The following is a 19997-nucleotide window of genomic DNA, read 5'->3' on the forward strand; positions in this document are numbered from 1 at the left end:
TCCTTATTTCATAAAGAACTTCTGTAAATCAGCTTCTGTGGTGTCATCACCAATTGTAATAAGTTCTGTGCCTGTAAGCCTTGCAAACATAGCTATATCATCCCTTGTAAGCGCTGTAGATACCACCGAGTGATGAGCACCTCCTGCATAGCACCAGGCTGAAGTTCCGATGTTAAAATTAGGTTTGTGTCGGTACATAATCCTTGCCACAGGAAGCTTAGGCATTGGCTTAGGCTGTTTTACAAGTTCTATATCTGCACATATAATTCTAAATCTATCTCCCATATCCACCATTGTTACCTGAATTCCATCTCCAGTAACACCATCAAATACAAGTCTTGCAGGATCATCCTTCCCGCCTATTCCAAGTGGATGAACCTGTATCTCAGGCTTGGTGGCTGCAAATGCTGGTGGAACCTCAAGCATATGAGAAGCAAGCTCAAGCTCCTCTCCCTCTGTAAGGTCATAGGTGTAGTCCTCAATAAAGCCTGTAGCGCCTTCCCTACCCTCAGCCATCTTCATAAGTATAGCTGACATGGCTGATATCTTGTAGTCTCCCTCCGGACCAAAGCCAACACCCTTTGTCATAAGGTTCTGTACAGCAAGTCCCGGAAGCTGCTTAAGCCCGTGTAAATCCTGGAAGGTATCTGCAAAGGCTCCAATTTTATTCTTTTCTAAAAACTTCTCAATAGCTACCTCATACTTTGCCTGCTCACTTACAGCCTCTGTGTTTGTGGTAGCCATAGTGTATTTGTCAGCATATTCCTTCATCTTAGCATCGATTTCTTCTTTTGACACCTTAGCTGCTATATCTACTATATCACCAATTGCGTAATAATTACACTCCCAGCCGTATTTAATCTGGCTCTCTACCCTATCGCCGTCAGTAACAGCAACTTCTCTCATATTGTTACCAAAGGAAGCGACTTTAAGTTTCCTTGAAAATGCTATAGCCTTAGATACCTCTGCAAAACGTTTAATCTTAGCAATTACATTTGAATGCTTGTAAAATCCCGCTGCAACCTCGTGTGTGATTCCCATTCTTGCTAAAATGAGGCATACTCTCTATCGCCGTGTGCAGCCTGATTGAGATTCATAAAGTCCATATCTATACTGTCATAAGGAAGCTTTTCATTTGCCTGAGTATGAAGGTGGAGAAGAGGCTTTCTAAGCTCCTGCAAGCCTTTTATCCACATTTTCGCAGGTGAAAATGTATGCATCCAGGTGATTACACCTACACAGTCATCATCATTTGACACCTTGCGGAGATTATTTATACAAATCTCTGAAGTCTCAACTGTAGGAAGCAGTTCTACCTCTACTATCCCTTTTAGCTTTTCATTTAAGAATTCAGCCATTTCTTTGCTGTCATCTGCCACCTGCTTAAGGCACTCATCACCGTATAAATCCTGTGAACCTACAACAAAATATAACTTTTCCATCATTATTCCCTCCTGTTATTTTTCTATTATGTCCCTTACAGAATTACCATCGTTAAGTACGACGGGAAATCTGTGGGAGTAATTTTTATTCTGCCAATGGCTGTCTGTCAACATTTTTATCAACTTCTTTGCCGCAGTCATCCCTAGCTCAGCCTTTGGGTGCACAGCAGAGTAAATCTTAAGGCTTTCATTTTCTACAAGCCTGGCATCATCAAACGAAACCATTGATAAGTCCCTTGGTACTAATACCCCCTTATCTTTTAAGAAATCCAGATAAGAGTAGGCTATCTCATCATTGTACATTATCATAGCTGTACAATCTTTTGCTTTTCTAAATGTTTTTGCAAATATTTTGTCTCTTTGTTTCTCCGCCATATCCTTAGTTGAGTACCATCTGATATAGTCATCATCAAACTTGACCCCATAGTCCGAAAGACACCCTATAAAACCTTTATACCTCTCCTGACCCTGGATGTCGTCATACTTGAACATCCCTCCTATCCTCTTATGTCCGTTCTTTATAAGGTGTTTGGTCAGCTCATAGCCCGCCTCCGCATCCGACATCTCTATACTGCTAAAGTTCTGATTTGAGTAGTGGTTATGTATGAATATTGTTGGTATTTTCTTTTTCACTATTTCCTTATAAAGTCTTATATTAGGATTTGGAAAGCTTGACTTGGTACCTTCTATTATAAGCCCCGATACCCCTGCTTTTAAAAATCCTTCTAAGTATATAGCCTCATCATTAAGTCTGTTTTTGGTAACCGCCACATCTATGAAATAGCCTTTCTCCTCAAGAACCGACCTGATTCCCTCATACACTTGCGGGAAGAGATAATCTGAAAAGTAGCTAAGAATAAGTCCTATATGCTTCTTTTCCTTGTCACTTTCTGCATTTTTGTAAGAAACAAAGGTGCCGCTTCCTCTTACTCTTGTAATTAGTCCTTCTTGTTCAAGCTGCTTTAGCGCATTCCTTACTGTCTGTCTTGAATAGCCAAATTTCTTCGCAAGCACGTGCTCCGATGGGAACTTCTCCCCATCCTTTATCACTCCGCTAAGAATAAGGGTATGCGCCCAGTTGTAGAGTTTACGATACTTTAGGCTGTCATTTCCGGACTTATCCAAAACATTTGACATAATGAACCACCTCTTTATTTCTTTATTTTCATAATAATATTGTCTACTAAGTAAAGCAAGGGAATTTAATTTTAAAAGTATAAAAGTTGTATTTAAATAGACTTTTTAAAATAATCAAATGAGCATTATCTATATAAATGAATATATCCTATTCCAGTGATTTTTTCAACATTTTCCTCACTTTATCCACAGGTTTAAAGCCCACTATAGCCTATGTTCACTTATTATAAGTTTACATGAGGGGCAAAAGTATTTGGCACGCTATGGTACAGGATTGCCACAGCTTCGCCTATCATAATTCTCATAAAATATGCATTAGTTTACAAAATAAGCCTTAGTTTAATCCATATATTCCATCTTAAATAGTTGAGATTTTAAATACAACTTTGAAGTTGTATTTTATAAAATATGCTGATAGTTCCCACTTGTCTCTCTTAATCCAGAGCTTACTTCTTATTTTTATTACTCCTATAACAACTTGTCAAGGGCTATCCAGTCGTTTACATCATCTTTTGATATTGGTAGTTTCGGTTAGTGTATAATTATAATTGGCGATAGCAAAAAAGGAGGGACTGCCTCCTTTCCAATAGTACATTTTATTTATTATTGATTTGCTAAAAAATAACGAAATGGAAAATAACTGTATGACTAATGCTATCGTAAACTTCTTTATTATTTAAGTTGCTTTATTCATTAAAAAATTTAAACTTTGAAATATCAATTTTATCCGTATCATATTGTATAAGAACAGCTTTCTCATTTTTGCCTAACCTAATATTTTCTATAGAAGACGGCTTGGGATATGCTTCTATTTCACTATCAATCAGACAAAGCTGCAGTATATCCAGTGCCATATTGGCTCCCTCAGCGTAGTTCCTTGCACAAGTATTTGCCTCCGGAATATCAGGGAATGTAATTGATATTCCGTATTTTTCTTCGCTTTTGTCATATTCGTCATAATTAAAAACTGCATAATAACTAACTCTCATAATACCTCCATTCTGCCGGCTTTGAGGCAGAAAAACCTTCACTAAACGCTAACCATATCAGGGTTCGTTTTATAGTATGCTGCCCTTGAAACTTTGCTCTTCATAAGGTAGCCGTGCTTTTCAAGATTGCCTAGAACTCTCTTTCTAAAATAGGTTGAATCACTTACTCCCAAGTATTCAGCTATCTCGGATACCTTATGTGCATTAAGATAACAAAAATTTAGTACCTTTTCATCTAGGTCAGTTCCTTCAGGTACGGGTACAAAGTTCAAACCTTCCACAACATCATTTTCAATACCTCTATCATAAGTCAAATCAGGAAGAACTAGAGTAAAATGATCCGATCTTGAGTAAATATATGGTTTATGTTTTTCATCTGCTGATGCATACTCCTCCACAATCTTATCAAAACCCGTGCCTGCTGCCTCCATTACATTGCAAGCTACCAATACTCCACAAATCAACTCGTTTCTTCTTTTTGAAATAATTCCTGATAAATCATAAGTTTTCCCCAGCTTCTCACCCCTATAAAATCCACCTGGAGAAGATAATTCCAAACGATCCTTAAACATATCAACCTGTATTTGAGTGCCATCCAAATAGTAGTCCCTATGGGCAACCGCATTTATAACACCTTCAAACAAAGCTCTTAAAGGAAATGCATCTATATTTATATGGGTATTATCAAGCTTTACCATACTATGATTCATTCTCATGGTCACAAATTCAATGATATAATCAATGGTCGAGGTAATATTGCCATTAAACCTGTTAATTGTAATAACCCTGTCACTTCCCTTATTAAATCCTGAGAAAACTGAGCACTGTACTTCTGTTTTCTTACCATCATAATTATCCATAAATAAGACTGCACCATTTAATAGGTACCCTTCCTCATTTACAAAGCCAAGTGACTGTAACGCCTTTTCTTTTAGTACTTTACCTTTATTATGTTCTTTATAAAACCTATGAAGATCCAAGAATTTATCTGATTCATATTTTATATCAGAAACCAATATATCATACTGGGTTTTCTTACTTTTAACGCTCATTTCGATTATTTCTTCATAGGTTGCACCGTTTGTAAATCCGTCACGCCGTATAAAAATAGAAGGGATATTTTTATATTTTAATATTACAGGCTTAGCTGCCGATTCATCAATCGCTATCTTAATTATAAAGCGTTCTTTACCATTTACTTTATATCCTATGAAGGATATTTTCATTTGTGGTCTTGGTGTCAAATGTTCATTAACCTGATTGTTGAAGTAGTTCCTTTCATTATCTGCGCCCTTCCTATCAAAACCAATCAACTTATTGGTCTTATCCTCCACTCCAATATAAAAATCTCCTCCGGATGCATTGGCAAATCCTGCAATACTTTTAAGCCAGCCGATAACATCCTCTCTATTTAGGATTGCCTTGCTCTCAAACTTGTCACTTTCAAGCTTCACATCGCCAATTATCTCATCTAAATACATAACGTCACCTCTTTATTTGAACTACTTCAATAATACTTCAAAGTCACTTCAAAGTCAACTTCAAAATCACTTCAAACTCACTTCAAAATCACTTCAAACTAATGGTGATCCTAATCTACAAATCTGTAATCCGTTACCTCATCAGGGTTTACCTTTATCTTGCTTTTGTCAAAGCAGCCCTTAAAATGATAAATATCCACAAAGTAATTATCTCCGCTTTCTGCATCTTCATTTTTGTAGCTGTAAATTAATTTTTGTTATTTGAAAAAGTAAGTTCCAGTCTGAGCTTCAATTTAAATATTGAAGCATAGATGCAGAACTTACTTTTTCAATTCACCCCAATTACTTCTACCGGCTAAATTTTCAAAAAACATTACATAATAAATCGGCATATATATAACCTTATCCTTTTTAATAATTTCTCTTTCATTTGACAATACATACGCCTTTTTAAGATTATAAGCTTCATTTTTTGTAAAATTACTTAAAGCACTATGCACGGTATAGTCTTTACCTGATTTTACCTCAACAGGCACCACTGACAGGCTGTCATAATCATCAATCAGATAATCTACTTCTCCCTTGTCCCTATTATCATAGTAAAACAGCTTATATCCATGTGCTATTAACTCACTTGCAACTACTGTTTCATAAACCGAGCCAAGATTTATACTTCTTTCATCATCTAACACTGCTCTGATATTATTTCCATAAAGAACACTTGTTAATATACCTACATCATTTAAGTATAGCTTTAGCAGATTCTTACTGCTTGACTGCACAAGCGGAAAGCTCGGATTTGATATAGCCTGAACATTTAGTGCAATCCCTGCGCTAATTAAGTATTCGAACTCATCACTATAATCGTTAAATGTCTTTCCTTTTTTATTCTCAATGTTTTTTGCTACAATACGCTTCTTTTTATTTTCCATATTCGAAGGAAGCATATCGTATATTCTTCGTATTTTTAACTTATTTTCTCCATCATACTTTGAAGCATCAGCGGCATAGTATTCCCTAATTTCATTTTGAATCTCACGCACAAGCACAATATTGGGGTTTTGTATATACGAATTTACTGCCTCCGGAAGTCCTCCTACCAGTAGATATTTACGAAATAATTCCATAATCTTATTATGAGTGGCTTCATCAAGTGCCTCTTCATTCTCATATTTTTTACGCAGAAATGATATGGTCATTTCATTAAATCCATTGGCATATAAAAATTCTTCAAAATCAAGTGGAAACATTCTTACCTTTCTTATGCTACCCATAGGTATGGAAGTCGTCTGCGACAAGGTAACTCCTAACAATGAACCACTTGCTATAAATGTAAACCTGCCATCCTGCGATAAGAACTTAAGCAGGGTTAGTAGAGCGGGATATGCCTGTATCTCATCAATAAAAATAAGAGTGTCTTCTTTTTGTCCCATCTTATTTCCTGCTAGCATACTGACTTGAAAATAAAAATCCTCAACAGTTTTTACTCTTTCAAAAAGTCTATCCTTAAGCGAATCTTCAATCATGTTGATCTCAATGAAATTTTTATACAGCTCTTCTCCTACATAACGGATAATATAGGTTTTTCCTACCTGTCTGGCTCCATCAATAAGTAAAACCTTATTAGAAGTGCTTTGTAGGTGCTCTCTAATCAGGCTTTCAATCTTTCTAATCAACATATTTTTATCTCCATTCTGACTTTTCAATGCATTTTAAGCCATAATTTTATGACTTTTCAATAATATTATTGCATAAATTCTATGACTTTTCAATAACTTTTACACCTTATTTTTATGACTTTTCAATATTTTAAAAGCCTTTATATCACCTAAATAAAGATATTTTTTATACATAAAAACCACCGACCTCACAGGATGTAGAATACATCTGCTTAATCAGTGGTTCATTATAGCTTTTGTTTATTAAATTGTCGCAAAAAGCTTGTAGACATCAGGGATTTCCATTGGTTTGTAGAAATAATAGCCCTGCACGGAATCACAGCCCGCTTCCGTAACGATATTAAGCTCTTTTTCTGTCTCCACTCCTTCCACACATACCATCTTATCAAAGTTATGACAGGCAGACACAATGGTAGATATGAAGACCTTACTGTCAGACGAATCCGACATCTTCTTCATAAGTGAGCGGTCAAGCTTTACTATATTGGCAGGATATTTAAGGAGCATCTCAAGAGAGGAATATCCCACTCCAAAGTCATCAATTGCCATCATCATATTCATATCCTTACAGCTTTCAATGAACTTCAACAGCTTAATAGGATCATCATGATAATGGGTTTCCGTAAGTTCAAGTACAAGACGTGAGCCATCCATTTCGTAGTCCTCTAAAAGCTGCTTCATATATGGAAGCAAAGTCTCATCCTTTATCTGGTAGTAGCTGACATTGAAGTCCAAAGTAAATTCAGGAATGTAGGCACATATCCTCTTACTAATCTTTGCCGCCTGCTTAAACACCCATTTCCCTACAGTGGACATAAGGTTATTCTCTTCAAGTATAGGCACAAAGACCATAGGAGATACATTCTGTCCCATGTAACTCCAACGAAGCAGAAGCTCGCCACCTATCAGTCTGTGAGTCTCTGCTGACACTATCGGCTGCATCACAACCCTGAAGTTGTTCATGTCATTTGCTACGTCCTTACTTATATCAAGCAGCATCTGCTTTTGTTCACGATGCGAACTCATGGTCTTTTCTGTATAAATGATATCCTCTTCAGGCTTGTGCTTTGCTATGTCAAGTACACTCATTACATCAGTAATAATCTCTATGGCTGACATATCAGTGTTTAGTTCGCCGAGAATGCCCACAGCGCAAGGATAACGGATAGGAAGGTTATACTCAGCATAAGAGTTGGATATAATCTTCTTTATTTTCTTTGAGCATTCATCAAGGGTATAATCGGCATCGCCTGCAATCAATGCCATAAATCGTAATCCATCAAGTCTGTAAAACTTGATCCTGTCATCAAAGCTTGCAAGAAGCTCTGTAGCAATATCCTTTATAAGGTTATCACCGATTGACCTTCCTCTTAATTCATTAATCTCACCAAATCCATTTAGGCGGAAGCACAGGCAGGAAGACTTGTCTCCCTTAAAAAACATACTACTGATGTCGCGTACAGCAGCTTTTTCTTTCTGGAAGTTAGTTATAGGACAAGTTTCAAAGGCATTGCTAAGTATCGATACATTACCACTGTAAAACAGTGGCTTCTCCCTTTCTTTATCCCACTTAATGTATCCCGCACAACGTACCCAGACCTCCTCGCCATATTTGTCTACAACACGGTATATAAGGTCATATACGTCCCTTTTCTGCTTTATAAATTCACTAAAATCTTTTTCGTAGAATTCACGATCTTTCTCATGTGTTATAAACTGCTTCCACTCCTCAGGAAGATCATGCACTATGTTGTTCTCAAAGCCCCATTTTTCCTTTATAGTGTCTGAAATAAACCAGACATTTTTCTGAAGGTCACCAAAGTAGGGGTGGCTGTCGCCAAGCTCAAGAGCCTTGAAAAACACGTCCAGACTAAAGTAGTTGTTTTCAATAAATCTATACAACATACTGTTTCTGCTGTCATTAAAATGATCTACGAAGTTATCTAAACTCATCATTCTCCTGTCACGGGTTCTTCCCGTTACAGGATCAGGCTTACTAAAATATATCGCTTTATTCTTGTATAGTACACTTTCCGCAACAGCCCTTACCTCTACCGGCACGAGAGGATTCTCATTAGACCAGTAAGAACCAAAGACTAGCGGTATATGTTTGTTATTTATTTCACCTTCAAGATTCTTTATCAGCTTGTCAAAATAAGCACTATCTATATTAGGACAAACAACCAGAAAACGGTTACCTGTTACCCTGTATATCTTATACCCTGCAAATACCTCACCAAGAAGAGCGTTTAAGCGGCATAACAAGATATTGCCTTCCTGATATCCACGCTCATCATTAGTTGTTTCCAGTTCAGAAAGGTCACACGATACTATGCCTAACTGCCTACATCCGTCAAGCTTCTTAAAGTCCTCCTCAAAAGCTTCTCTATTATATGCTAATGTAAGAGGATCATGGTATTTATCAAAAGTTATCTTTTTCTCGGCATTTCTGTGCTTGACTATAAATGAAAAAAGTGAACTTATTTTCTTAAGTACAGGAATTGTCTCATCCTCATCAAGCTTCTCAGGATTGTCCACACCTAAGAAGCCTACCACATCATTACCTAAATATATAGGGACAGCCACAAGTGACTTTACATCCTGTGGCTTTAGGACAGCATAAGTAGATGGGGCATCAGTCTTAATTGCCTCAACATCAGGTATAATTACATTCTTATTCTGCCTAAATAAGTCCAGCCAGAAATCAACAATTTGTATGCTTTCATTCTGGAGCATTTCAATTTGTGGCGTAATTCCTTTTGCACACCACTCATAAGTATTACTTATCGTCTCATTACTGTAATCAATCTCAAATACATAGGCTCGTTCACACTTACACAATTCACCTAGAAACTTTAACATTTCACTGGCATTTAGTGTTGTGTTTTCCAAATCAAGTGCGTTCCAAAGCCAATTTCCTAAATATTCAGTAATGGAGGAAGTATTATCTATAATCTGCTTCCTTTCACTAATCATCTTCGCACTCCCTTGCTAAGTTATAGTTTACATTTCACCCATCGCTGCAAGTTTTTCAGTCTGATCTGCTACTATAAGATTTTCGATAATTTCTGTTAAATCTCCACCCATAACCCCATCTATATTATGTGTCGTAAACTTAATTCTATGGTCTGTAACCCTTCCCTGTGGGAAATTGTAGGTACGAATCTTCTCAGACCTGTCACCGCTTCCCACCTGGCTCTTTCTGTTGGCAGCCTCTTCGGCATGTGCCTTTTCACATTCAAGCTCATAGAGTCTTGAACGGAGTACCTTCATTGCTTTGTCTTTGTTCTTAAGCTGTGACTTCTCATCCTGGCAGGATATAACTATCCCTGTAGGAATATGTGTCAAACGAACAGCTGAATCGGTGGTATTGACACACTGTCCACCGTTACCTGAAGCCCTAAATACATCAAACTTGATATCATTAGGGTCGATGTTTACGTCAACCTCTTCTGCCTCCGGTAATATAGCCACCGTTGCTGCAGATGTCTGCAGCTTACCGTTAGACTCTGTCACCGGAACTCTCTGTACTCTGTGGGTTCCGCTTTCGTATTTAAGCTTTGAAAAAGCTCCCTTACCATTGATAAGAAAAGTAACTTCCTTAAAGCCTCCAAGACCGTTTTCATTGAAGCTTAGTATCTCAGGCTTCCAGTGGTTATTCTCTGCGTATTTGCAGTACATACGGTAAAGCTCTGAAGCAAATATAGCCGCTTCATCTCCGCCTGTACCCGCACGGATTTCAACTATTACATTCTTATCATCGTTCTTATCCTTTGGAAGCAAAAGAACCTTGAGTTCCTTTTCAAATTCAGGCACCAAAGCCTTCGCCTGGGCAAGCTCTTCTCTTGCAAGTTCTTTTAGCTCAGGATCGCTCTCTTCAGATATCATCTTGAGGCAATCCTCTATCTGCTTATTATTTGCCTTATATTCATTGAATTTCTCCACGATAGGCTGTAGGTCTGACTGTTCCTTCATAAGACTTCTAAACTTATTTGGATCAGCTGCAGCCACACCTGAAGCTAATTCATCCGTTACTTCCTTATACCTTCCTGCGAGGGTTTCAATACTTTCAAACATCAATTTTCCTTCCTAAATGTAAATAATATAAGTACAGTTGCATCCTTGTATTATAACCGTAATGCCTACAATCTTGCAACCCCTGTACTCTTTGCAGCCTCAGAGACAGCCTTTGCAACTGCATCCTTTACCCTGGCATCAAATGCCTTTGGTAGAATGTAGTCTTCATTTAATTCATCATCTGAAACCAGTCCTGCTATAGCTTTTGCCGCCGCAATCTTCATCTCGTCATTTATCTCGCTTGCTCTTACATCAAGAGCTCCCCTAAAGATGCCTGGGAAACAAAGCACATTGTTTACCTGGTTAGGAAAATCTGAACGTCCGGTGGAAACCACCCTGGCTCCTGCTTCTTTCGCTTCATCAGGAAATATCTCAGGTACAGGATTGGCACAGGCGAATATAACAGCATCTTTTGCCATACTTCTTACCATTTCTCCTGTAAGAGTTCCCGGAGCAGATACCCCAATAAATATATCGGCACCTTTTATCACTTCCTCAAGACTTCCTTTTTCCATTTTAAAATTTGTTATATCTGCCATCTCTTCTTTTATAGGGTTCAGACCTTCTCTTCCCTTATAAATAGCACCTTTTCTGTCTGTCATTATTACATTTTTAAGTCCCATTGCCATCAAAAGCTTTATGATAGCAATACCGGCAGCTCCTGCTCCGGAGGTAACAATCTTAACATCTTCTATATTCTTTCCAACAATCTTAAGCGCATTTAAGACTCCTGCAAGGGTAACAACCGCTGTTCCATGCTGGTCATCGTGGAAGATAGGAATGTCTGTACACTTCTTAAGCTTCTCCTCTATCTCAAAGCATCTTGGTGCAGATATATCCTCAAGGTTCACACCGCCAAATGAGCCTGCAAGCAGTTCAACGGTTCTTACTATCTCATCCACATCCTTGCTTCTTACACAAAGAGGTATGGCATCTACATCTCCAAAAGCCTTAAAAAGTGCACATTTTCCTTCCATAACAGGCATACCTGCCTCAGGGCCAATGTCACCAAGACCTAAAACTGCAGTTCCATCAGTCACTACAGCAACGGTATTCCATCTTCTTGTAAGCTCATATGACTTGTCTACATCCTTTTGTATCTCAAGACAAGGAGCGGCTACTCCCGGCGTATAGGCAAGGCTGAGTGCCTCTGCATTGTCAACTGCCGCTCTTACCTTTATCTCTATCTTTCCCTTCCACTGTGCATGCTTTTCAAGTGAAACCTTTCCGTAATCCATAACTTCCTCCTTTTTACATATTTATCATGTGATGTGGGTGTCATAAGTATTGGACACCCATTAATACAGGATTGCTTCTTACATTCCTTATCTATTTCATACCAGCTCTTCAGGCTTAAATACCTCATCAAAGCTCTCTTCATCCATAAAGCCTAAGTCAAGGCAGGCCTTCTTTAGGCTAATCCCCTCCTTATATGCTTTCTTTGCGACAGCAGCAGCATTATCATAGCCCACATAAGGGGAAATGCAGGTAACAAGCATAAGAGAATTGTGCAGATTATCACGCATTTTCTCGCGGTTGGCTCTAATCCCCATAGCACAGTTATCGTTAAATGAGCCTATTGCATCTCCAAGAAGTCTCACAGACTGCAAGAAGTTGTATATGAGCACAGGCATAAATACATTTAACTCAAAATTTCCCTGAGAGGCCGCCATACCTACTGCCACATCATTGCCCATTACCTGGACGGCCACCATGGTCACTGCTTCGCACTGCGTTGGGTTTACCTTGCCCGGCATAATAGAGCTTCCCGGTTCATTTTCAGGTATGAATATCTCACAAAGGCCAAGCCTTGGCCCTGATGCGAGCCATCTCACATCATTGGCTATCTTCATCATGTTGGCTGCAAGTCCCTTGATTGCACCGTGGCAGGTAACAAGCGCATCCTTTGAGGTTAGTGCGTGGAACTTATTCTCATCCGTTATAAATGGCTCATCTGTAAGCTCTGCAATCTTCTTAGCCACCTGTCTGTCAAAGTTCTTAGGCGCATTTATCCCTGTTCCCACAGCCGTCCCGCCAAGAGCAAGCTTGTATATTCCCTGCATCGAAGCCTTTATCTGTCCAAGGCTGTTAATAAGCATAAATCTCCAGCCGCTTATTTCCTGGGAAAACTTGATTGGAGTCGCATCCTGCAGATGAGTCCTTCCACTCTTAACTATGTCATCATTTTCCTTTTCAAGCTTCTCAAATGTAAGTATGAGTTTCTCTATGGCAGGTAAGAGTACCCTTTTTATCTCCATTACCGCTGCTATATGCATAGCTGTAGGAAAGGTATCATTGGAGCTCTGCGACATATTTACATCATCGTTAGGATGAAGTATCCTCTTGCCTGCAAGCATGTTGCCCCTGCCGGTTATTACTTCGTTAACATTCATATTGCTCTGTGTGCCTGAGCCTGTCTGCCACACCTTAAGCGGGAATTCTTTATCGTGCTTTCCCTTGTATATCTCATCGCAGGCCTTTCTTATAAGCTCGCACTTGTCAAGCGGGAGTTTTCCAAGTTCAAGATTGACCTCTGCAGCAGCCTTCTTAAGTATAGCAAATGCCCTGATTACAGGAAGGGGCATAGTCTCCGTACCTATGTTAAAGTTATTATGAGAACGCTCCGTCTGCGCTCCCCACAGAGCCTTCTCCGGAACATTTACCTCGCCCATGGAATCTCTCTCTATTCTGTATTTCATGGCAGCCTCCTATAGTTTTTCGTCCAATTTTGCCATAACTATCCTATCTAAGCCTGAATAATCCTTCATTATCTTTACATCTGTAAAACCATTTTCAAGTAAGATAGAGGCTACGGCTCTACTTTGATTATATCCTATTTCGTAGAAAATTCTACCATTTTTATTTAATTTTTTTACAGCCTCTTTGCTGATAATTCTGTAGAATTTTAACCCATCAATATCTCCATCAAGAGCAAGTCTTGGTATATAATCCCTTACTTCCGGCATAAGTTCATCTATTTCCCCGGTTTCAATGTAGGGAGGGTTTGATACTATTATATCAAACTTATCTGTGACATTTTCAAACATATCCCCCTGTATAAAACTAATCTCACCCGACTTAAGGCTCTTAGCATTTTCTCTTGCCACTTCAAGGGCTTTTTCAGAAATATCAGAGGCTGCCACCTTAGATGGCTTACCAAATAATGCTATAGATATTGCTATACAGCCTGACCCTGTACACATATCAAGAACGGATTTCCCTTCAGAATACTTTATTACCTCTTCCACCAAAAGCTCGGTTTCCTGCTCAGGTATCAGTACATTTTCATCTACCTTAAAGGTAAGTCCAAAGAAATCTCTTGTCCCAATCACATAAGAAAGAGGGATTCTTTTGCTCCTTCTTTCTATAAGCCTAAAGAATTCCTCTGCCTTATTTTTCTCTATTATATCTTCTGAATGTATGAAATACTGTGCACTGTTAAGACCGGTAATATACTCTAATATATATCTGGCATCAAGCTCTGCCTCATCTATTCCTGCCTGTGTAAGCATTTTGGAACCGTCTGCAAGCAGCCCTTTTAGGCTATATTCCACTTTATCCATTTTTCCTCTTTCCACGCTTTTTTTCCTCTTCCTTCTTGCTATTGAAAAAATGGTTTAAAGCATTTAGTATCTCATCATCCTCATCCTCAGATATTTTTACTGTCTTAACTCCTTCTTTAACATCTAGTGACTGCTTTGCCCTTTCAGCAAGGCTAATATCAGTATCGTTTTTCTTTTCAGAATTTACTTCACCTATAGTCTTGCCACCTGCTTTTTGAGACGCTCCGGCACTCTTCTTATCCCTTGTTGTCACAGAAGGCTTCCCTGTTTTAAGCGCTTTATCCTTGCTTACTCTCTTGATTCCGGCTTTCTGGACTCTTAAAGGCTTATAAAGCTCTCCATGGACGTCTGCTTCTTCTTTTACCTCTTCCTTACTCTCAGCAACAACTGACACTGATTCAATGGCTACTTCCACCATCTCATCTTCAGGCTCAGCTGTAATCACACTCTGTATGAGCATAGCAGGCAGATTAAGTATATCTGCCAGACTATTTTTCCCCCTTGCCGCAATCTCCATAATTTCATAAGTAAGACCTGCTATAATAGGTACTGTAAGAAGCCTGATTACTATTCTAAGCACAATATTATCTATTCTTACAAACATAAAAACAAGTATGCTAAGCGCTATGACTACCGCCAAAAATGTAGCTGCACACCTATAGTTTCTTCTGTTCATTTTCTTTACATTACTGAGAGTAAGAGGCAGCCCCTTATCTACGCAGTTCATTGCTTTATGCAAGGCTCCAAGGTACATATACACCCTTTTAATCTCCGGAAGCATCGATATTCCAAATATATATAGTACCAGGAGTACAAGCCTCATTATTCCCTCAATAAAGGTAAGGGCAATATCTGAGTTTATGACATTATAAAATGAAAGTGAAATGCCGTAAGGCAGTGCAAAGAAAAGCCCTATAGCAAGCGAAATAACAGCAATGACTGTTAAAAGCTCCTTAGTTTCCCTACTGTCAATCTTTCCACCTTCTTCTTTGTCATAGAATTTCTCTGATACCGAGAAATTCTTAACTATCAGCCATATCATCTCCACAAGGCTTACTATCCCTCTAATAAAAGGCAGCGAAAAGGCAGTATTTTTCTCTGTTATATCATCAACCCTACCGGTCAGAACCTCAATATCATCATCAGGCTTACGGACTGCAAGTGCATATTTGCTTCTGTTCTTTACCAATATACCCTCAAGAACAGCTAATCCGCTCATCCCCGAACCCTTCATACTTCCTCCTAAAAAAATAAGACCATCGCATTTGTGATTCCGTCCTTCCATAACGATATGTTATGTTGACGCCTTCGTCTCTGCGACAGTCTCGTTCTTATTCTGTTTTTATTAGTCCTGCTTAATTCCGTATCTACGATTGAACTTATCAATAGCTCCACGGGCAGCTGCAGCTCTCTGCTGTCCTGTGTAGAACGGATGACACTTTGAACAAACTTCAACGTGGATAGAATCCTTTGTTGAACCTGTAGTGAACTCATTTCCACAGTTGCATGTTACCTTACACTCATGGTATTCTGGATGGATACCTTCTCTCATATTATTCACCTTCCTCACTTTGTTGATTGGATTTTGCCAATCTATTAATATAAACAACTCTATGAGTATATCACATAATTTTACAAATTACAAGACATTACTTATAACAATATCTAATCCCTTTCAAGCGCACTGTCAAGGAGCCAAAAAAGCTCTAGCATGCTTCTAAAACACTCTTCGGCCTCTCCTTCAATCCACTTGACGGTTCCCTGCCAGCTTGCGTTATTTCGGTACTGAATCCTGATGGCAAATGTCGCAGCCTTTCCTCTTGGAACCTGTGCCTTTTCAGATATACGGGTCTCCCTCTCATCGGACTGAGTTCTTTTCTTAAAGCTTCTCTTCTCCATTCCACTCATTGGACATCCTATTTCATCCATAAGTGTATCAATTTCTTTTATAAGATGCTGAAAACTTTTAACCTCTACACTTTGCTTCAGGAAAGGATTGTAAAGTTTTCCACAAAAATCAATGCTGTTATATTCGTCAATAGCTATTATGCTTGTTCTAAATTCTTCGGAAAAATGAATTCTCTTGGTGCCTACGCCGCTCATAAATACCTCCTCTGCCTATTCCCCTATTATAAGCAATAACGGTTACATTTTGCCAAAAATCAAACATTTTTAAAACTTTTTTCAGATTTAATGGATTAATTAAGTTCTAACCTCTATAACAGGGCTTCCTTTTCCTTCGATATAGTCCCTTGTTATAGTAACCTTGCCTATATTGTTGTCCTTTGGTATTTCATACATAATGTCAAGCATAAACTCTTCTATAATGGCTCTAAGCGCTCTTGCTCCTGTCTTTCTCTCAAGCGCCCTCTCAGCTATAATCTCTTTGGCATCTTCAGAAAATTCAAGCTTAACCTCATCCAGTTCAAGAAGTTTTTCATACTGCTTAAGTATAGCATTCTTTGGTTCTGACAGCACTCTGATAAGCATGTCCTTATTCAGCTCATCTACGGCAAATACAATAGGAAGCCTTCCAAGGAACTCAGGTATCATACCATACTTCCTTAGGTCATCCGTAGTCACCTTGCTTAAGATATTTTCCTCTTTGTCATACTTATCCTTTAGGTCAGCCTTAAAGCCTATGGCCGCCTGCTTATTTAACCTTGCCTTTACTATATCGCTAAGATCGGGAAAGGCTCCACCGCAAATAAAAAGTATATTTCTTGTATTGATTGTTGCCATAGGAACCATTGCATTTTTACTTGTTGCGCCCACAGGTATCTCTACCTCAGAGCCCTCAAGGAGCTTTAATAGTCCCTGCTGTACGGCTTCTCCACTTACATCCCTGCTGTGAGTATTCTTTTTCTTAGCTATCTTATCTATCTCATCGATAAACACGATTCCATGCTCTGCAGCCTCCACATCATTGTCAGCATCAGCAAGAAGCTTACTTAGTACGCTCTCCACATCATCTCCGATGTAGCCTGCTTCCGTAAGAGTAGTAGCATCAGTTATTGCTATAGGTACCTGAAGAAGTCTTGCAAGATTCCTTACTAGGTAGGTCTTACCACTTCCGGTTGGTCCTATCATAAGCATATTGGACTTCTCTATCTCAATATCTTCTTCTTTTCTGTTCTTCTCCGCAGCTACTCTCTTATAGTGGTTGTATACTGCAACTGATATCTGCTTTTTTGCAAGCTCCTGTCCTATAACATATTCATCAAGCTTTTCCTTGATAATATGAGGAGCAGGGATATTGTTAAAGTCAATTTCTGCCTTAGGCTTCTTTTTCTTAGGTTTCTTTTTTAGATTGCTCTGTCCGCCAAACATATCGGGCATGAAACCAAAGCTAAACACAGGAGGACTTTGCTTTCCATCGTCCTTCTTATCTCCATCCTGTCCTTCTACAGGTTTGTCACCATCATTGTCAGCAGTAGCAACAACACCATCCTTATTGTACCCATTATTATTTACATCAGCACCATTACCGCCATTTACCCCGCTAAACATATCCGGAGTAAAGCCATTCATATTAAAATAATCCGCCATAGGATATGAGTTAAACGCATTGATTGTCTTTTGGAGGCAGTCGTTGCATATAGTTATATTGGGTGGCAGGTGCAGCAGCTTTCCTGCTTTGCTTTCAGGTCTTCTGCACATATAACAAATTTCTTCTGTCATCTTTTATCCTTTTCTATCATTACTAAATATGGGTATCAAGCTACCCTATACCCACTAAATCCAATGCTTATAGTATAACTCTTTGAAATACATATTTCAATAGTATGTTATAAGATGATGCGGTTGTCAAAAGTATTTGACAACCATTGATACAGGATTGCCACAACTACGCTTTTCGCAGTCCTTGTAAAAAAAGAGATGCAGCTACTGCATCCCTTCATCCTCATCTGTTTCTTCGGTTTCATCACCATCAGGCACATAGGCGACAATGTCACCTATTTCACAATCAAGCAGCTTACACAATTTGTTTATAGTTGCGGTGGTAATATGCCCGCCTTTTCTTATGTGGTTAAGCTGCGAATTACTTACGCCATGCTGCATAATCAATTTGTACTGCGAAATCCCTCTCTCCTTTAAAACCTTCCAAAACCCATCATAACTAATAATAATAATCACCTCTTCTAACTTATTATCAGGTTTCAAAGTTACTAATATCCTCATTATTCAAGTCTAAATTCATCAATGAGGTAAGATGATTTCTCTAGTCAAAACAGCTCTTGATTATTTCTATTACTACCTCCTGCTCCTTAGGTCTCATCTTGATGTCACTAGGCAGACATAGTCCTCTGTCAAATATATCCGAGCCTATATCCGTAAAGCCAGCTCCAAGTTCTCTTATGCTTCCTTTATCTGTAATAAAATCCCTGCCTCTAAAATAAGGCTGCAAATGCATAGGCTTCCATATAGGGCGGCTCTCTACATTGTAAGCGGCAAGCACATCCCTAATCTCCTCAGGTGAGGACTTGCCCGACTCTTTTAGATAAAGCTTGTCCTTAAAGTCCACTTCCTTGTACTTTTCTTTCTTCCTAAGCTCTATAGGGCTTAAGGCTTCATCTAAAAAGCCTGCTTCCCTTACAGCAAAAGAATTGGTTCCTCCGCTCCTGTCTCCCGCATAATTCGGTCTAAATCTGCTCCTGTCCTGAGGTGCCATTGCATCTTCATCTATAATGAGACAGGACAGCCAATAATTAGGCTCCGCTTCATCAAGTACCGGATTCATCTTCACAGGCAGATTCTTTAAGCCTTCTTTGTATAGCTCATAAATCTCTTTTTTTCTCTCCCTGTGCTCATCCAAATGAAGCAGCTGACCCCTGCCGATACCGGCAAGAATGTTTGACAGCCTGTAATTATAGCCAAGCTCCTCGTGCTGGTACCAAGGATAGGGTTCCCTGGCCTGGGTAGCTAAGAACTTCGCCTTATCTATAGATGCCGCATCCTCAGAAATAAGCATTCCTCCACCTGAAGTGGTTATTATCTTGTTTCCGTTGAAGCTTATTACGTTGTAATGTCCAAATGTGCCGGTCTTTCTTCCCTTGTACGACGCTCCGAATGACTCTGCCGCATCTTCTACAAGAACGGCGCCGTGTTCATTGCAGATAGCTCTGATTTCATCAAGCTTTGCAGGCATCCCGTAGAGGTTAACCACTACTACGCACTTTGTATCAGGATATTTCTCAAAAGCCTTTCTAAGCGCCACAGGGCTCATATTCCAGCTTTCTATATCACTATCTATAAATACCTGTTCTCCCTTTTCATAAGATACAGGATTTACCGTAGCGTCAAAGGTTAAATCCGAGCAGAACACCCTGTCACCTTCGCCTACACCCGCAAGCTTATATGCAAGATGCAGTGCCGAGGTCCCGGATGCAAGTCCTGCGGCGTGAAGGTCTCCTCCCAGGTATCTACAGACTCCGTTTTCAAGTTCGTCAAGGTTTTTACCTATGGTTGTGACCCAGTTTGTGTCAAAAGCCTCTTTTACAAAAGCCTGCTCCTCACCGTGCATGGTTGGAGATGACAGCCATATCCTATTGTCAAATTTCTTAAGTTCCATCTTGCACCTCCAAGCCTCCGAACATTATTAATAAATATACACTGAAACCCTTAAATA

The 19997-nt window shown here is 39.1% G+C and carries 17 protein-coding genes; all 17 read right to left on the minus strand.

Annotation, left to right across the window (positions count from 1 at the left end; genetic code table 11):
• Nucleotides 1–3 precede the first annotated feature (3 nt).
• The gene (locus JJN12_RS14765; protein WP_456298504.1) at nt 4–1041 is read right to left on the minus strand and encodes an L-arabinose isomerase family protein; all 1038 of its coding nucleotides are present in this window, start codon (nt 1039–1041) and stop codon (nt 4–6) included.
• A 5-nt stretch (nt 1042–1046) separates the two neighbouring features.
• Nucleotides 1047–1445: a hypothetical protein gene (locus JJN12_RS14770; RefSeq protein ID WP_456298505.1), complete on the minus strand. Its 399-nt coding sequence runs from the start codon at nt 1443–1445 to the stop codon at nt 1047–1049.
• Nucleotides 1446–1457: 12 nt separating this feature from the next.
• Nucleotides 1458–2579, minus strand: a complete 1122-nt coding sequence (locus JJN12_RS08550) for a GntR family transcriptional regulator (RefSeq protein ID WP_208429286.1) — start codon at nt 2577–2579, stop codon at nt 1458–1460.
• A gap of 686 nt (nt 2580–3265) precedes the next feature.
• Nucleotides 3266–3568, minus strand: coding sequence for a type II toxin-antitoxin system HicB family antitoxin (locus tag JJN12_RS08555; RefSeq protein WP_208429287.1), 303 nt, complete (start codon nt 3566–3568; stop codon nt 3266–3268).
• A gap of 41 nt (nt 3569–3609) precedes the next feature.
• The gene (locus tag JJN12_RS08560; protein ID WP_208429288.1) at nt 3610–5049 is read right to left on the minus strand and encodes an ATP-binding protein; all 1440 of its coding nucleotides are present in this window, start codon (nt 5047–5049) and stop codon (nt 3610–3612) included.
• 320 nt (nt 5050–5369) lie between these two features.
• On the minus strand, nt 5370–6728 hold the full coding sequence (locus JJN12_RS08565) for an ATP-binding protein (protein WP_208429289.1): 1359 nt from the start codon (nt 6726–6728) through the stop codon (nt 5370–5372).
• A 243-nt stretch (nt 6729–6971) separates the two neighbouring features.
• Complete coding sequence (locus JJN12_RS08570) at nt 6972–9704, minus strand: EAL domain-containing protein (RefSeq protein WP_208429290.1); 2733 nt, start codon at nt 9702–9704, stop codon at nt 6972–6974.
• A 27-nt stretch (nt 9705–9731) separates the two neighbouring features.
• A complete protein-coding gene (prfA, locus tag JJN12_RS08575) occupies nt 9732–10805 on the minus strand; it encodes a peptide chain release factor 1 (protein WP_208429291.1) in 1074 nt (357 codons plus the stop codon).
• A gap of 65 nt (nt 10806–10870) precedes the next feature.
• A complete protein-coding gene (locus tag JJN12_RS08580; RefSeq protein WP_208429292.1) occupies nt 10871–12043 on the minus strand; it encodes an NAD(P)-dependent malic enzyme in 1173 nt (390 codons plus the stop codon).
• A 96-nt stretch (nt 12044–12139) separates the two neighbouring features.
• Nucleotides 12140–13504, minus strand: a complete 1365-nt coding sequence (gene fumC, locus JJN12_RS08585) for a class II fumarate hydratase (protein WP_208429293.1) — start codon at nt 13502–13504, stop codon at nt 12140–12142.
• A gap of 9 nt (nt 13505–13513) precedes the next feature.
• Nucleotides 13514–14368 carry a peptide chain release factor N(5)-glutamine methyltransferase gene (gene prmC / locus JJN12_RS08590; protein WP_208429294.1) on the minus strand — a complete coding sequence of 285 codons (855 nt, stop codon included), beginning with the start codon at nt 14366–14368 and terminating at the stop codon, nt 13514–13516.
• Nucleotides 14361–15602 carry a DUF1385 domain-containing protein gene (locus JJN12_RS08595; protein WP_208429295.1) on the minus strand — a complete coding sequence of 414 codons (1242 nt, stop codon included), beginning with the start codon at nt 15600–15602 and terminating at the stop codon, nt 14361–14363. Before JJN12_RS08595 ends, prmC begins: the two co-directional genes overlap by 8 nt.
• A 111-nt stretch (nt 15603–15713) precedes the next feature.
• Nucleotides 15714–15920 carry a 50S ribosomal protein L31 gene (gene rpmE, locus JJN12_RS08600; RefSeq protein WP_208429296.1) on the minus strand — a complete coding sequence of 69 codons (207 nt, stop codon included), beginning with the start codon at nt 15918–15920 and terminating at the stop codon, nt 15714–15716.
• A 113-nt stretch (nt 15921–16033) separates the two neighbouring features.
• Nucleotides 16034–16471, minus strand: coding sequence for a hypothetical protein (locus JJN12_RS08605; protein ID WP_208429297.1), 438 nt, complete (start codon nt 16469–16471; stop codon nt 16034–16036).
• A 99-nt stretch (nt 16472–16570) separates the two neighbouring features.
• A complete protein-coding gene (clpX, locus tag JJN12_RS08610; RefSeq protein ID WP_208429298.1) occupies nt 16571–18049 on the minus strand; it encodes an ATP-dependent Clp protease ATP-binding subunit ClpX in 1479 nt (492 codons plus the stop codon).
• Between the two features lie 204 nt (nt 18050–18253).
• Nucleotides 18254–18532, minus strand: a complete 279-nt coding sequence (locus JJN12_RS08615) for a helix-turn-helix domain-containing protein (protein ID WP_236013745.1) — start codon at nt 18530–18532, stop codon at nt 18254–18256.
• 58 nt (nt 18533–18590) lie between these two features.
• Nucleotides 18591–19940, minus strand: coding sequence for a DegT/DnrJ/EryC1/StrS family aminotransferase (locus JJN12_RS08620; protein ID WP_236013746.1), 1350 nt, complete (start codon nt 19938–19940; stop codon nt 18591–18593).
• Nucleotides 19941–19997 lie beyond the last annotated feature (57 nt).

The sequence above is a fragment of the Catonella massiliensis genome, assembly GCF_016651435.1.
Taxonomy (GTDB): Bacteria; Bacillota; Clostridia; order Lachnospirales; family Lachnospiraceae; genus Catonella; species Catonella massiliensis.